A 13,282-nucleotide genomic window follows, 5' to 3' on the forward strand; every position below is an offset into this window, starting at 1 on the left:
AGGCCTGGCTACCGGTGTTGTAACCGGGCCTTCGCGGGAGGTGCGCAGCCGAAATCTGGACTCCGCCTCGCTCCCACCCAGGTGTGAAACAGGCCCTAAACGATAGGCACCCAGGCCTGCTGGGCGAGCGTCGTGAGGTCGTTCGCCTGCAGGCCCTGGTCCGACAGCGTCCACAGCGTCCCGCCGATCACCAGCGAGCGCTGCATCGCCGAGTACCGGCCGGGGTGCTGGATGGTCCCGGCCTTGGTGAGCTGGTCGCCGTGCACCGAGAGCACCAGGGCGCTGGGCTGGTCGCCCCAGACCGGCACGACCAGGGCGCCCGTCGTGGGCCAGAACAGGAACGCGTGCGGGTCGAACTCGGCGGCCGAGCCGGACCCGGGCAGCTGGAACTGGGCCAGTCGCGCCGGCTGGGTCAGGTCGTGCACGTCGAACAGCGACACCTGCAGCCCCTGCGGGCGGCCCTGCCGGCTCGCCTCCTGCCCGATGCCGATGAGGCGCCCGTCGCCGGCCGGGTGCAGGTAGGCGGAGTACCCCGTGATCTTGAGTTCGCCGAGGGTGCGGGGCGCCGCCGGGTTGCTCAGGTCCAGCGTGTACAGCGGATCCGTCTGTTTGAACGTGACCACGTAACCGGTGGTGCCGATGAACCGCACCGAGTAGATCTTCTCGCCCTTGCCCAGGCCGCCGACCTGGCCCGTGACGGCGAGCGTGCCGGCGCTCTGCTCGAGCACGTAGACGGTCGAGGCGTCGTTCGCGGTCGTCGCCACCCGCAGGCGGCCGTCCCACTCCGACATGGAGTACTGGTTGAGCAGCCACCCGGGCACCTCGCCGGCCGCCACGTACTTCGGCCGGCCGGGCCCGGCGATGGAGAACTTGAACAGCTGCGTCTTCGGGTCCGGCGCCGGGCCGCCCCGCTTGACCATCGGCCCCACGACCCGCCAGCGCTGGTCGTTGGCGACGTAGAGGCTCGGGCCGTTGGCGTAGACGATCCCGCCGTCCGCCGCGACCGAGACGGGCTCGCCGGAGCCGAGGCCGGCTGCGCCGAGGTCGAAGGTGGCCACGGTGAGCAGCGACGTCCCCGAATAGGTCGCCGGCAGCTGTACCGCACCGCAGTCGACATGCCCATCGGTCCGCTTGCCCGCGGCGTCCACCGAGCTCCACCGCGGCAGCCAGTCCTCCACGGGCGCGGCGGCGACGGCGGCGCGGTTGGCGGCCAGCCGGGCCTCCTCGTCCGTGGACTGCTCGTACTGCGGGAACGCCATCCGCGGCGCCGAGCGGATCACGACCCGCGCGACGTTGCCGACCTGGCGGGCGTCGACGAGGGCGCCGTCGATGCGGTACGTGCTCAGGACCTTGGGCGCGCCGGCCAGGTCGACCAGCGTGAGCAGCGGCCCGCCGTCGCGCGGGTCGGAGTAGTCGAAGCCGAGCACCAGCGCGCGGTCGCCGGCGAGCAGGAGCTGGTCGGCGCCGACGGCCATCTTGCCGTCGTTGCTCGCCCCGTCCATCGCCAGCGTGCCGGTGACCTTCCGCGAGGCGGCGTCGACCACGACCAGGCGGCCGCGGGCGAGGGTGACGATGCGCTTGCCGTCGGTCTTGACCACGTCCGGCTCGTCGACGCCGGCCTCGTGGTTGTTGGTGCCCGAGAACGCCTGGTCGTCCGCGCCCTTGGCGGCCGCGGTGTCCTGGGCCGCCTCCGGGACCGCCCCGTTGAGCATGGTCCGCATGCCGCCGGGCAGGTTGTTGAAACCCCAGGGCCCGACGGCCTCCGCGGTGGCGGTCCGCAGGCCCTTCGCCAGCTCCGCGCAGTCGTCGTAGGCGACGAGGCGCAGCGGCGGGGCCGCGGCACTGCCGGCCGCTATGTCTGACAAGTCCGATTTAGCGGTACACCCGGAAAGAACCAGGCAGATGGCGCTCAGCGTGACGGCGGCGCGTTTCATGGCTCTAGGACGGTGGCGGGCCCCCGGCGGTTCCCGGCGCCTCCGCGATTCGCGGCGCGAGCGTCTCCACCAGCCGCGACAGCACGATCATGCTGCGGGTCGAGGTCACGAACGGCTCGGCGCGCAGCCGCTCGAGGGCCTCCTCCAGTCCGGCCATGTCCATCGCCCGCAGGTGCACGAGCGCGTCGGCCTCGCCGGAGATGGTGTACGCCCCGACGACCGCCGGGTGCCGCTTGGCCGCCGCCTTCAGCTGCGCCGGCGAGGTACGCCCGGTGCAGAAGAGCTCGACGAACGCCTCGGTGGTCCAGCCGACCGCGCCCGGGTCGATCAGGGCCGTATAGCCGCGGATCACTCCACTGGATCGGAGCCGGTCGACGCGGCGCTTCACGGCCGGGGCCGACAGCGCCACCTTCTCGCCGATCTCTGCATACGATGAGCGGGCGTCCTCCTGCAGGAACGCAATGATTCGCTGATCAATCGGGTCGAGCCGCAACGAATCCCTCCTCGAAAGCAACTTTTCTCGCTGTTTTGTGAAACACAGGAAATCTACCGTTTGATCTCGTGACGCGGTCGTACCTCATGTCGCCACCCGAGCACTTCGTGGTGGAATATGCGATCAATCCCTGGATGGACACCACCGCACCGGTGGACACCGAGCTGGCCGTGAAGCAGTGGGAGGGCCTGCGCGAGACGCTGGCCCGCCTCGGCCACGAGGTCCACGTGCTGACGCCGGAGATCGGCCTGCCGGACATGGTCTACGCGGCCAACGGCGCCTTCTCGGTCGACGGCGTCGTCTACGGCGCGAAGTTCAAATACCCGCAGCGCACCGCCGAGGCGGCCGCGCACCGGCGGTTCTACGACACGCTCGGCTGGCGGTACGTGGCCGCGTCGGAGACCAACGAGGGCGAGGGCGACTTCGCCTACCTGCCCGCGGCCCTGGGCGGCCTGGTGCTGGCCGGGCACGGCTTCCGGACCGAGGTGAGCGCGCACGCGGAGGCGCAGGAGACACTCGGCCGGCCGGTGGTCTCGCTGCGCCTGGTCGACCCGCGCTTCTACCACCTCGACGTGGCCCTGGCGCCGCTGGACGACGCGAACGTCGCGTACTACCCGGAGGCGTTCTCCGAGTCGTCGCGGCAGGTGCTCGCCCAGCTCTTCCCGGACGCGGTGCTCGCGACCGAGGAGGACGCGCTCGCGTTCGGCCTCAACCTCGTCTCCGACGGCCGCAACGTGGTGCTGAGCAGCGAGGCGACCGCGCTGGCGGCCCGGCTGCGCACGGCGGGCTACGTGCCGGTGCCGGTCGAGCTGAGCGAGCTCAAGAAGGGCGGCGGCAGCGTGAAGTGCTGCGTCGCCGAGCTGCGCGCGTAAGCAAAGGAAAGAAACGGAAAGGCCCGGCTTCCCCGGTACGGGGGCCGGGCCTTTGGGTCAGGACGAGCTCGGGGTCTCACCGTTCGACTGCATGATCACCCACTTCGCGGTCCACGCGGTCGTGGCCGGGGTCGCGTTCGCGGCCGCCGCCGTGCCCGCGATCGTCAGCTGCGTGCCGCTCTGCACGCCGTTGGGCTGCACGGTGTGCCGCTTGTCGTACACCTTCAGGTCCTTCGGTATCTGCCAGGTGCGCGTGAAGCCGTCCGACGACTGGACCGTCACCGCCGTCGCGGTCACCTTCGTCGCCTCGCCGTTCTGCAGGGCCACGCGGACCGGGCCGTTCTTCGTCTCCACGATCCCCTCGCCGTGCAGCACGCCCTTGAGCATGTCGCCGTGCGACTGGTGAGAGGGAGCGGACGGAGCGGAGGGTTCGGGCGTGGGCTGCGCGACCGCGGCGGCGGGCGGCAGGGCGCCGACGAAGGTGAGGGCCACCGCGCTGCAGAGCAGGCCTATCCGCGAGCGTTTCATGGGGGTACCTCCTCGGAGAGAGGGCGAACTGCCCGTCTACCTCGGATCCCGTCCCGCAAACCTGACGTAGGGGGTTCCCAGCGCGCGGAAGGCGTCGCCCGGGCGCTCGTGGCCGTCGGTGGAGTGCCCGAGCGCGTCGGCCGGGTCCTGGCACATGAGCACGTGCGAGGCCTGCGCGCCGAGCGCGGCCAGCGGCCAGAAGAGCAGGTGGACGAGCAGGCCCAGGATCTTGATGGCGATCACGTCGCTGACGTTGTGGCCGGTGTACTCGTGGCGGTACCAGCTGCGGACGAGCCGCCAGTAGGACTGCCGGTCGACCTGGTCGCCGTCACGGTCGGCGACGGGACCGCGCTCGTATCCGATCCCGCGCACGATCACGGCGATCGCCTTCAGGTTGAGCAGGCGGCGCACCGGCACCGACAGGACCGTGGCCACGCCGCCGATCCACCAGCCGGGCTGGTCCAGCCGGGTCAGCAGCAGGAACAGGACCACGTGCAGCGCCGCGAGCGGCACGCCGACCCAGCGCAGCGCGACGCCCTGCGTGAAGATCCCGACCGGGTCGCCGCCCACGCGGCGCAGCCGCTGCCAGAAGAGCACCTGGACGAGCAGAATCCCCAGCGCCGCACCCGCGCCGCCGAGCCCCAGGACCACCCACCAGGCATGCATAGACCGACATCATGACACGGTCCGCAACGGGAAGGTGACAGTGAATTTGGCCCCGCCCTCGGGCGCGTGCCCGGCCTCGATGTACGCCCCGAGCCGCCGCGCCAGCCGGGCCGCCAGGGCGAGGCCCAGGCCGCTGCCGACCTTGCGCACGCCCTGGTACCGCCGCGACAGCGCGCCCCGCTCGAACGCCACCGCCAGGTCCTCGTCGGTGAACCCCGGCCCGCCGTCGCGGACCTCGAGCCGGGCCGCGCCCGGGCCCGTGTGAAGAGCCAGAACCACAGGAGCCTGCGCCGGTACCACGCGCAGCGCGTTCTCCAGCAGCCCGTCGATGATCTGCCGGATGCGCCCCGGGTCGGTCAACACCGGGACGGCGAACGGCGGCAGCTCCGTGCGCAGCACCAGGCCAGCCGCGGCGATCCGCCCGCCCCACGCTTCGGCGGCGGTGGCGAGCAGCTGCGTGAGGTCGACCTCCACCACCTCGATGGGCAGGTCCGCGGCCTCGAGGCGGGCCAGCACGAGCAGGTCGGCGATGAGCCGGTCGAGGCGCTCGGCCTCGTCGAGCACCGTCTGCCCGGCCCGCTGCGCACCCTCCGCGCCGACGACTCCGTCGGCGAGCGCCTCGGCGTACCCGCGGATCGTCGTCAGCGGCGTGCGCAGCTCGTGCGAGACGGACAGCAGGAAGTCCCGCTCCCGCCCCTCGCTGGTGGCCAGGGCGGCGGTGAGCCCGTTTACCGCCTGCGCGAGCTCGGCGACCTCGGCCGGTCCGTCGGGTGAGAGCGTCACCGTGCGGTCTCCGGCGCTGAGCCGCTTCGCCGCCGCGGCCACGTTGCGGATCGGCCGCGAGATGCGCCGGGCCAGCAACGGCCCGGCGATGAGCCCGGCGGCGAGCCCGGCCAGCAGCGCGATCCAGAGCTGGCCGGCGAAGCGCGCGAGGGCCCCGCCCGGCGGCGCCTCGGAGAGCACCACCCCGTTGCCGTCCTTGCCGATCGCGCGCCCGGCCACGAGCCGGACCTGCCCGCCGACCTTGGCCAGGCGCACCTCGACGTTCTGGCCGGCCCCGATCGACTTGACCACCCCGGCGGGAAGTCCGTCGTGATCGGCCTTGCCGGCGCGGATGAGGTACACCTCGATGCCCTGATCCGCCAGACGCTTGGCGACGTTCTCCTCGTCGACCGGGTTGCGGGGCGTGTTGTTGAAGCGCGGGCGCATCAGCTCGGCGGTGAGCTTGGTGTCGTCCGCGAGCCGCTGGCGCGCGGCCTTGTTGGCCTGGGTCGCGGTGAGCGGGATGCCGACGGCCGCGGTGACGAGCACCGAGACCACCGCCACGACGCAGGTGACGAGCGCGGTGCGGGCGGCCAGGCTCCTACGCATCGGCGGTGTACCCGACCCCGCGCACGGTCCGGATCACCGAGGCGGCCCCGCCGAGCTTGCCGCGCACCTGGGCCACGTGCACGTCGACCGTGCGGGTGCCGCTGTGCGCGGCGTACCCCCAGACCGACCCCAGCAGCTCCTCCCGCGTGAACACCCGTCCGGGCCGCCCCATGAGGTGCGCCAGTAGGGAGAACTCGGTGGACGTCAGGCTGACCGGCGTGCCGTCGACGCGGCACTCCCGGCGCGCGGGGTCGATCGAGATCGGCCCGACCGTGCGCACCTGCTCGACGTCGGGTGGCCCCTGGGTGCGGCGCAGCACCGCCTTCACGCGCGACACGAGCTCGCGGGGGCTGAACGGCTTGGTGATGTAGTCGTCGCCCCCGAGCTCGAGCCCGAGAATACGATCGACCTCGTCGTCGCGCGCGGTCAGGAACAGCACCGGCGTCCAGTCGCCCGCTTCCCGCAGCCGCCGGCAGATCTCGGTACCGTCGAGCCCCGGCAGCGCGATGTCGAGAACACAGGCGACGGGCCGGAGCTTGCGCGTGGCCGCGAGCCCGCCGGGCCCGTCGTGCTCGACGTGCACACCGAAGCCTTCGCGCGTGAGGTACATCCGCAGCAGGTCGGCGATCGGCTTCTCGTCCTCGACGACGACTACGAGGCCCTTGCCCTGATCCACCGTCCCATTCTGCGGGTTGGAGTGCTCGGAGCATGTACGGGAGATGTTTGGGCGGGCCGCGTGCCGGTAATCAGCTGGGCGATCGGCCCACTTGCAGCGGAAGCCAGCGCCCGCGGCGAGGTGGGCCGATCACACGTGCGGCCCCACGATAAGTCGGGCGCTCCGCGCCGCGACTTATCGGATTTATCGCCTGACGGGGCTTAAATCCGATTCCGCGGGAATCGGATCGCGGACGCCCTTTGGGGCGGCTGAGCTCGGGATGGCGTTCGCGGCCCGTGGTCGACGCGCCGGTGGTGGCGATCTGCGGCGTGACTTGGTTGCCGGCCGCTGCGGTGCGGGGGCGATCGCGAGTGGATGACCTGGCGGATTGCGGCGCGGGCTCCATCGTGGCGCTGCTGGTCGCGCCGGTTCGACGGTGGCCTCAGGCCAGGCGGAGCTCCGTGCGGGACTTCATCGGGGCGGTGGCGCGCACCTTGGCCGTCGCGGCTCGGGCCGGTTCGATTACGCCCCACGGGGTGCGGAAGGCCTGCTTCAGGGCCTCGTCGAGGCGCCACATCTCGGCCTTGGAGTCGAGGCGGATCCAGAAGTTCTCGCGTACGCCGTCGATGGCGGTCACGCCCAGCTGGATGCCCGTTCGATCCGGCTCCGGGGTCCAAGTCACGTCGGCGAGCTGGTGGAGGTCGGCGTTGAGGTGGAGGGCGACCCGGCGCAGCAGCGGGGTCTCGCTCGTCACCACCAGGCGGTTGCGCGTCAGCATCAGCACGTTGCGGCGGCCGCGGCTCGTGGTGCAGCGCGCTACCACCGCTACCACGTCGCGGTCTCCGGCGCAGCGGCGCAGCACCTGGACATGGCGGGCGACGGTGCCGCCCGGCAGCTTCGCCAGCGCCGTGGCCGGCAGGAACGTCCGTGAGAAGGTGTCCAGCGCTTCCATACCGTGCGCAACGACCCGCCTCGCGCACCGACACGCGTGTTGAGCGCCGATCTCGCGGCCCGGCCATCCGGACACTCCCACGATGTCCGGATTGGTCGATTGCGGCCGCGAGACCGGCGCACAGCGGGTGCGACGCCGACGCACCCTGAATCAGGCACCGGGGGTCGACCCCGCCCGGCTGGTCACCGGGCGCAGTGACCCGGCGGCCGGAACCGTCGAGTCCGGCGACCGGCCGGGCGGGTGGTCAGGGGGTCAGGACGCGGCCGGGGCGGGCTTCAGCGGCGCGCACGCCTGCACCGCCGCCGCGACCTTCGGGTCGGCGGTGTTCAGCTGGTCGAGGTTGCCCTGGACGGTCACGTTGTGCTCGGCGAGGCAGTTGCGGTACGCCGCGTCCTGGCCGTTGCCGCGGTTGCCGAAACCGCCGCCGCCGCTCGGGAAGGCGGTCGGGCGCAGCGACGCGCAGGCCTTCTGGGCCTTCTCCCACGTCTGCTGGTCGACGCCGTCCGGGGCCGTGGAGCCGAAGAAGCCCCCGCCGCCGCCCGGGTTGCCGCCGCGGAAGCCCCCGCTGCCGGACGGGCGCGGCTCGCCCGAGGGCCGGGGCTGGCCGGACCCGCGGCCGCCCGGGAAGCCCGAGGGGCGCGCGGTGGGCCGGCCGGACGCGTTGAACTGCGGGAGGTTGACCCCGTTGTTGCGCAGGCAGGACGCGTAGTCCGTGCCGCCCGACGCGCCCGCGGCGGCCGGTGCGTTGTCATCGGAGGAGCCGCAGGCGGCGGCGAAGAATGCCACCGCGGCGAGCGCCAAGGCCGCGCCGCCGATCCGCTTGTTCATCACCCGTGTGATGCAACGTCGCCAAGCTCGACGGGAGGTGGGCCGAACCTCAAAATTGCCTCACAACCCAACGCCCGCAAATACGGCGAAACGGCTCCCAGCCAACTTTGAGGTCGGGCCTAGCTGGCCGGGAGGAGAACCCGCTGAACTACCTTCCCATGAAGGTCTGGTGGCTGGCCGGAGGGGTCGCCGTGCTCGCGGCGGCAGCCGTGACGACGGTCGTGCTCACGAGTCGTGACGAGAAGGCTCCGGTGCAGGTCAGCACCGCGAAGGTGAGCCGGGGCGCGGTCAGCAGCACGGTGTCGGCATCGGGCACGGTGCAGGCCCAGGCGACGCGCAGCCTCGGGTTCACCACCAGCGGCACGCTCACCGAGCTCAACGTCAAGGCCGGCGACGTCGTGGCCGCGGGCGCGGTCCTGGCGAAGGTCGACGACTCGGCCGCCCAGGACGCGGTGGACCAGGCCTCGGAGAACGTCTCCAACGCCCAGGACGCCCTGGACAAGGCCGTGACCGCGCACGACACCGCGCTGGCCCTGCCCACGAGCAACCCGACGACCGCGGCCGCGACCCCCGCAAGGTCGACCGGCACCGGAACCACCGGCGGCACGGGTGGAACGGGCGGCACGGGTGGAACCGGCGGCACGGGAGGAACCGGCGGCACGGGAGGAACCGGTGGAACTGGCGGCACGGGAGGAACGGGCGGCACCGGGGGAACCGGCGGCACCAACACCGGGCAGAACACCCAGAACGCCGCCCAGGTCCGCGCCAACCAGGTGCAGCAGACCAGCGACAACCTCATGAACGCCCAGCAGCGGCTCAACAACGCCAAGCTGAGCCTCACCCAGGCCAACGCCAAGCTCGCCGGCACCGTCATCACCGCCCCGGTCGGCGGCAAGATCCTCGCGGCCAGCGGCTCGGTCGGCAGCCAGGCCGGCTCCAACGTGATCACCCTGGCCGGCACCGGCGACGCGGTCGTCAAGGCCCAGTTCACCGAGGCCGAGGTGGCCGCGCTCAAGGTCGGCCAGACGGCGAAGATCACCCTGCCGGACAACGCCGCGGAGAAGTACGACGGCAAGGTCCTGCAGATCGACCCGGCCGGCACGGTGTCGAACCGCCTGGTGCGGTACGCGGCCCTCATCTCCTTCGACAAGGTGCCCGACGCGCTGCTCTACGGTCAGAGCGCTACTGTCGCAGTAGTCACCGCATCCGCCGACGACGTCCTGTTCGTCCCCTCGACCGCCGTGCACGACGGGTTCGTCACCGTCCACGCCAACGGCAAGGACGAGCGGCGGGCCGTCGAGATCGGGCTCCGCGGTGACGTCAACACCGAGATCAAGAGCGGACTTGCCCAAGGCGACGAGATCCTGACGGCAGGTCAGTGACGATGGAGCCGATGCCGATCGCGACCCAGGCGACCGAACGCCAGCCGAAGGTACTCGTCGTCGACGACGAGGCGAGCATCCGCGCCCTGCTGTCGGCCACGCTGCGCCTGACCGGGTTCGAGGTGCGCGTCGCCACCGGGGGCAACGAGGCCCTGGCGGCGGCCGCGGAGTACGCGCCCGACCTGGTCGTGCTCGACGTCATGATGCCCGACCTGGACGGCTTCGAGGTCGCCCAGCGGCTGCGCACGAGCGGCCGGCCGGTGCCGGTGCTGTTCCTGACCGCCCGCGACTCCGTCGAGGACCGCATCTCCGGGCTGACCGTCGGCGCCGACGACTACGTGGCCAAGCCGTTCAGCCTCGAGGAGGTCGTGCTGCGGATCCGCGCGATCCTGCGCCGCAGCCTGGGCGACCAGCAGCAGCTCGTCGACGGCGGGGTGCTGCGCTACGCCGACCTCGAGATGGACGAGGACGCCCACGAGGTGCGCCGCGGCGGCAACCGCGTCGACCTGTCGCCGACCGAGTTCAACCTGCTGCGGTACCTGCTGACGAACGCCGGCCGCGTGGTGAGCAAGGCGCAGATCCTCGACCGGGTGTGGAACTACGACTTCGGCGGCGACGGCCGGATCGTGGAGAGCTACGTGTACTACCTCCGCCGCAAGATCGACAAGTGGGACCCGCCGCTGATCCACACCGTTCGCGGCGTCGGCTACGCGCTGAGACTGCCGAGAACCGAGGGGTGAACCTGCGGCTCTGGCGGCGCTGGACGGTCCGGACCCGGATCGTCGTCTCGGTCGTGTCGATCGCCGCGGTCGCCTTGATCACCGCCAACGTCATCGGGGTGCTGTTTCTCAACTGGTACCTCATGGAGCGCGTCGACCAGCAGCTCGCGGGCCCCTTCCGGGGTCGTCTGCCGAACTCGTCCGCGACGCAGAACAAGCGCCCGGAGGGCCAGTTCTCGCCGGGCCCGGACTTCCAGGTGTTCCGCTTCGACGCCGAAGGCCGGCCCGACAGTTCCGCCGAGACGCCGCTGGTCGACCCCAAGCTCTTCGGCGACATCAAGCAGCGGGCGGCCGCCGGCGTGCCGTTCACCGTCGACGCGGCCGACACGCAGTGGCGCGTCCGGGTGCAGGAGTGGCCGACCGGCAACGGCTACGCCTACGGCGCCTTCGCGATCTCCCTGAAGGACGTCGAGGCGACACGCGACCAGATGGTGCAGTACACCTCGGGGGTCAGTCTCTTCCTGCTCGTGCTGGTCGGCGTGGCGACGGCCGCGCTGGTGCGGGTGGGCCTCGCGCCGCTGACGCGCATGGAGGAGGCCGCGGCCGACATCGCCGCCGGCAACCTGTCGCGGCGCATCGACGACGCCGACTCGCACACCGAGTCGGGCCGCCTCGGCATCGCGCTCAACACGATGATGACCCGCATCGAGGGCGCGGTCGACGAGAGCGCGGCCTCGGAGCGGCGGCTGCGGCAGTTCCTGGCCGACGCCGCGCACGAGCTGCGCACCCCGCTGACCAGCGTGCAGGGCTTCGCCGAGCTGTACCGCCGCGGCGGCGCTCCGCCCGGCCCGGCCCTCGACGAGGCGATGGAGTGCATCGACGCCGAGGTCAGCCGGATGCGCCTGCTCGTCAACGACCTGCTCACCCTCGCCCGCCTCGACGAGGAGCGCCCGCTGCAGCAGCACCCGGTCGACCTGCTCGCCGTCGCCGCCGACACGGTCCGCGACGCGCACGTGCGGGTACCGACGCGCTTCGTGCAGCTCGCGGCGCTGGACGAGCGCTCGGCGACCTTCGAGCCGGTGACCGTCGAGGGGGACGAGGCCCGGCTGCGGCAGGTGATCGGCAACCTGGTCAGCAACGCCCTGCAGCACACGCCGGAAGACACCCGGATCGTGGTCCGGGTCGGGCGCGCCGAGCCGCCGAAGATGCTCCCGATCGCCACCGTCGGCCCGGAACTGCCCGTGGGTGTTCCGCTGGGCTGCATCGAGGTCAGCGACACCGGCCCGGGCATGAAGCCGGACGACGCGGTGCGGGTGTTCGAGCGCCTGTACCGCGCGGAGGGCTCCCGCTCCCGCCGCTACGGCGGCGCCGGCCTCGGCCTGTCCATCGTCGCCTCGATCGTGCAGGCGCACGGCGGGCGCGTCGAGCTGTGGACGGCGCCGGGGCAGGGCGCGACGTTCCGGGTACTGCTGCCGGCGCTCGACCTTCCCGACGACCTCGCGGACATCGATCTCGATGAGGACGCCGAACCGGCGCACGAACACACGGACGAATCGGCGAAAATCCGGGCAAGCGGATTCCGAGGCAACTCCGAGGTTCGCTGAGGTTAGCTCCGAGCGACCTCCACCACGATTCCCCTCATGCGTTTGTCGCTGCCGTCATCCCTTGGGAAGCCACGGATCAAGCCACGGATCAACTCCGTGACCCTCGTGAACACCGTGCTCGTGCTGGCCGCGGTCGGCGGGGCCTTCTGGGCGTACCAGATCGTCAACGGGCCGGCCGCGAACGCCGGCACGGGGACGAGTACCACGCGCACCCGGCTCGTGGCCGTCTCCCAGGGCACGGTCTCCCAGACGGTGTCCGCGACCGGCTCGGTCGCCAGCGCCGCCACCGCGAACGCGAACTTCGCCACCTCGGGCACGGTCACCGAGGTCGACGTGAAGGTCGGCGACGTGGTGACCAAGGGCCAGACGCTGGCCAAGGTCGACCCGACCGCCGCGCAGGCCTCGCTGGACACCGCGAAGGCCAACCTCACCGCGGCCAAGGCGGCGCTGACCCGCGACGAGAACAACAGCGCCGACGACGCCACGATCGCCTCGGCCGAGGCGCAGGTCGCCACCGCGCAGGCCAACGTGACCTCGGCCCAGACCACGGTCAACGGTACGGTGCTCACCGCCCCGATCGCCGGCACGGTCACCGCGGTCAGCGGCGCGGTCGGCTCCTCCTCGGGCGGCTCGTCCTCCTCCAGCGGGGGCGGCGGCAGCAGCACCACCGGCTCGACGAGCTCGACCTCCTCGAGCTCCGGCAGCGGCTTCGTGCAGATCGCGGACCTGTCGAAGCTGCAGATCAACGCGAGCTTCGCCGAGGCGGACGCGACAAAGCTCAAGGCCGCCCAGACCGCCAACATCACGTGGAGCGCGCTGTCCGGCACGCGGGCGACCGGCAAGGTGGCCACCATCTCGCCGACGGCCACGACCGCGAACAACGTGAACTCCTACGCCGTGACGATCTCGCTGGACTCGCTTCCGGAAGGGGTACGGCTGGGGCAGAGCACCACCGCGGTGGTGACGGTCGCCGAGGCGCAGAACGTGCTGCGCATCCCGAGCACCGCCCTGCGTACCGCCGGCGGCCAGCGCACGGTGCAGGTGCAGGTCAACGGGCAGAACGAGGACCGGCAGGTCGAGGTCGGCATCACCGGCGGCGGCTTCGTCGAGGTCAAGTCCGGGCTCCAGGCCGGCGAGCAGGTCGTGATCACCACGACGACGACCAACTCGACCACCGGCACGAACAACCAGCAGCAGTTCCCCGGCAACGGCAACTTCGGCGGCGGCGGTGGCAACTTCCCCGGTGCCGGGGCCGGTGGCTTCCGTGGGGGCAACTGA

13 protein-coding genes are annotated in these 13,282 nt (G+C 72.0%); 5 read left to right on the top strand and 8 right to left on the bottom strand.

Features of this window, described 5'->3' with window-relative positions; translation table 11 throughout:
* Positions 1-95: 95 nt before the first annotated feature.
* Together ACPPVO_RS00615 and ACPPVO_RS00620 are read right to left on the bottom strand one after the other, a co-directional pair.
* The gene (locus ACPPVO_RS00615; protein WP_426509162.1) at positions 96-1,865 is read right to left on the bottom strand and encodes a beta-propeller domain-containing protein; all 1,770 of its coding nucleotides are present in this window, start codon (positions 1,863-1,865) and stop codon (positions 96-98) included.
* Positions 1,866-1,938: 73 nt separating this feature from the next.
* Complete coding sequence (locus ACPPVO_RS00620) at positions 1,939-2,427, bottom strand: Lrp/AsnC family transcriptional regulator (protein ID WP_426509164.1); 489 nt, start codon at positions 2,425-2,427, stop codon at positions 1,939-1,941.
* A gap of 68 nt (positions 2,428-2,495) precedes the next feature.
* Here ACPPVO_RS00620 and ddaH point away from each other — a divergent pair, with 68 nt between their 5' ends.
* The gene (ddaH, locus tag ACPPVO_RS00625) at positions 2,496-3,299 is read left to right on the top strand and encodes a dimethylargininase (protein ID WP_426509166.1); all 804 of its coding nucleotides are present in this window, start codon (positions 2,496-2,498) and stop codon (positions 3,297-3,299) included.
* Between the two features lie 57 nt (positions 3,300-3,356).
* Here ddaH and ACPPVO_RS00630 read toward each other — a convergent pair whose 3' ends face one another.
* The 6 genes from ACPPVO_RS00630 to ACPPVO_RS00655 all read right to left on the bottom strand — a co-directional run bounded on the left by ACPPVO_RS00630 (position 3,357) and on the right by ACPPVO_RS00655 (position 8,299).
* Positions 3,357-3,827 carry a hypothetical protein gene (locus tag ACPPVO_RS00630; protein WP_426509167.1) on the bottom strand — a complete coding sequence of 157 codons (471 nt, stop codon included), beginning with the start codon at positions 3,825-3,827 and terminating at the stop codon, positions 3,357-3,359.
* A gap of 36 nt (positions 3,828-3,863) precedes the next feature.
* Positions 3,864-4,493 carry a hypothetical protein gene (locus ACPPVO_RS00635; RefSeq protein WP_426509169.1) on the bottom strand — a complete coding sequence of 210 codons (630 nt, stop codon included), beginning with the start codon at positions 4,491-4,493 and terminating at the stop codon, positions 3,864-3,866.
* A gap of 9 nt (positions 4,494-4,502) precedes the next feature.
* Positions 4,503-5,864, bottom strand: a complete 1,362-nt coding sequence (locus ACPPVO_RS00640) for a HAMP domain-containing sensor histidine kinase (RefSeq protein WP_426509171.1) — start codon at positions 5,862-5,864, stop codon at positions 4,503-4,505.
* Entirely contained in the window at positions 5,857-6,474 is a 618-nt protein-coding gene (locus ACPPVO_RS00645; protein WP_426514482.1) for a response regulator transcription factor, read from the bottom strand. The genes ACPPVO_RS00640 and ACPPVO_RS00645 overlap by 8 nt, the downstream gene beginning before the upstream one ends.
* A 487-nt stretch (positions 6,475-6,961) precedes the next feature.
* The gene (locus ACPPVO_RS00650; protein WP_426509173.1) at positions 6,962-7,471 is read right to left on the bottom strand and encodes a hypothetical protein; all 510 of its coding nucleotides are present in this window, start codon (positions 7,469-7,471) and stop codon (positions 6,962-6,964) included.
* Positions 7,472-7,723: 252 nt separating this feature from the next.
* Complete coding sequence (locus tag ACPPVO_RS00655) at positions 7,724-8,299, bottom strand: hypothetical protein (protein WP_426509174.1); 576 nt, start codon at positions 8,297-8,299, stop codon at positions 7,724-7,726.
* 158 nt (positions 8,300-8,457) lie between these two features.
* Between ACPPVO_RS00655 and ACPPVO_RS00660 the strand changes: the two genes are divergently transcribed.
* The 4 genes from ACPPVO_RS00660 (at position 8,458) to ACPPVO_RS00675 (ending at position 13,282) form a co-directional block, all read left to right on the top strand.
* On the top strand, positions 8,458-9,681 hold the full coding sequence (locus tag ACPPVO_RS00660) for an efflux RND transporter periplasmic adaptor subunit (protein ID WP_426509175.1): 1,224 nt from the start codon (positions 8,458-8,460) through the stop codon (positions 9,679-9,681).
* A gap of 11 nt (positions 9,682-9,692) precedes the next feature.
* On the top strand, positions 9,693-10,421 hold the full coding sequence (locus tag ACPPVO_RS00665; protein ID WP_426509177.1) for a response regulator transcription factor: 729 nt from the start codon (positions 9,693-9,695) through the stop codon (positions 10,419-10,421).
* Complete coding sequence (locus ACPPVO_RS00670) at positions 10,418-12,004, top strand: sensor histidine kinase (RefSeq protein WP_426509179.1); 1,587 nt, start codon at positions 10,418-10,420, stop codon at positions 12,002-12,004. The genes ACPPVO_RS00665 and ACPPVO_RS00670 overlap by 4 nt, the downstream gene beginning before the upstream one ends.
* Before the next feature lie 96 nt (positions 12,005-12,100).
* Entirely contained in the window at positions 12,101-13,282 is a 1,182-nt protein-coding gene (locus tag ACPPVO_RS00675) for an efflux RND transporter periplasmic adaptor subunit (protein ID WP_426509181.1), read from the top strand.

Source organism: Dactylosporangium sp. McL0621 (assembly GCF_049995355.1).
In the GTDB taxonomy this organism is placed as follows: domain Bacteria; phylum Actinomycetota; class Actinomycetes; order Mycobacteriales; family Micromonosporaceae; genus Dactylosporangium.

Bases quoted from the DNA above. Each gene is read 5' to 3' on its own strand.
- ACPPVO_RS00635 (WP_426509169.1), bottom strand. From the start codon at position 4,493: ATGCATGCCTGGTGGGTGGTCCTGGGGCTCGGCGGCGCGGGTGCGGCG.
- ACPPVO_RS00630 (WP_426509167.1), bottom strand. From the start codon at position 3,827: ATGAAACGCTCGCGGATAGGCCTGCTCTGCAGCGCGGTGGCCCTCACC.
- ACPPVO_RS00665 (WP_426509177.1), top strand. From the start codon at position 9,693: ATGCCGATCGCGACCCAGGCGACCGAACGCCAGCCGAAGGTACTCGTC.
- ACPPVO_RS00640 (WP_426509171.1), bottom strand. From the start codon at position 5,864: ATGCGTAGGAGCCTGGCCGCCCGCACCGCGCTCGTCACCTGCGTCGTG.
- ACPPVO_RS00660 (WP_426509175.1), top strand. From the start codon at position 8,458: ATGAAGGTCTGGTGGCTGGCCGGAGGGGTCGCCGTGCTCGCGGCGGCA.
- ACPPVO_RS00645 (WP_426514482.1), bottom strand. From the start codon at position 6,474: ATGTACCTCACGCGCGAAGGCTTCGGTGTGCACGTCGAGCACGACGGG.
- ACPPVO_RS00655 (WP_426509174.1), bottom strand. From the start codon at position 8,299: ATGAACAAGCGGATCGGCGGCGCGGCCTTGGCGCTCGCCGCGGTGGCA.
- ACPPVO_RS00650 (WP_426509173.1), bottom strand. From the start codon at position 7,471: ATGGAAGCGCTGGACACCTTCTCACGGACGTTCCTGCCGGCCACGGCG.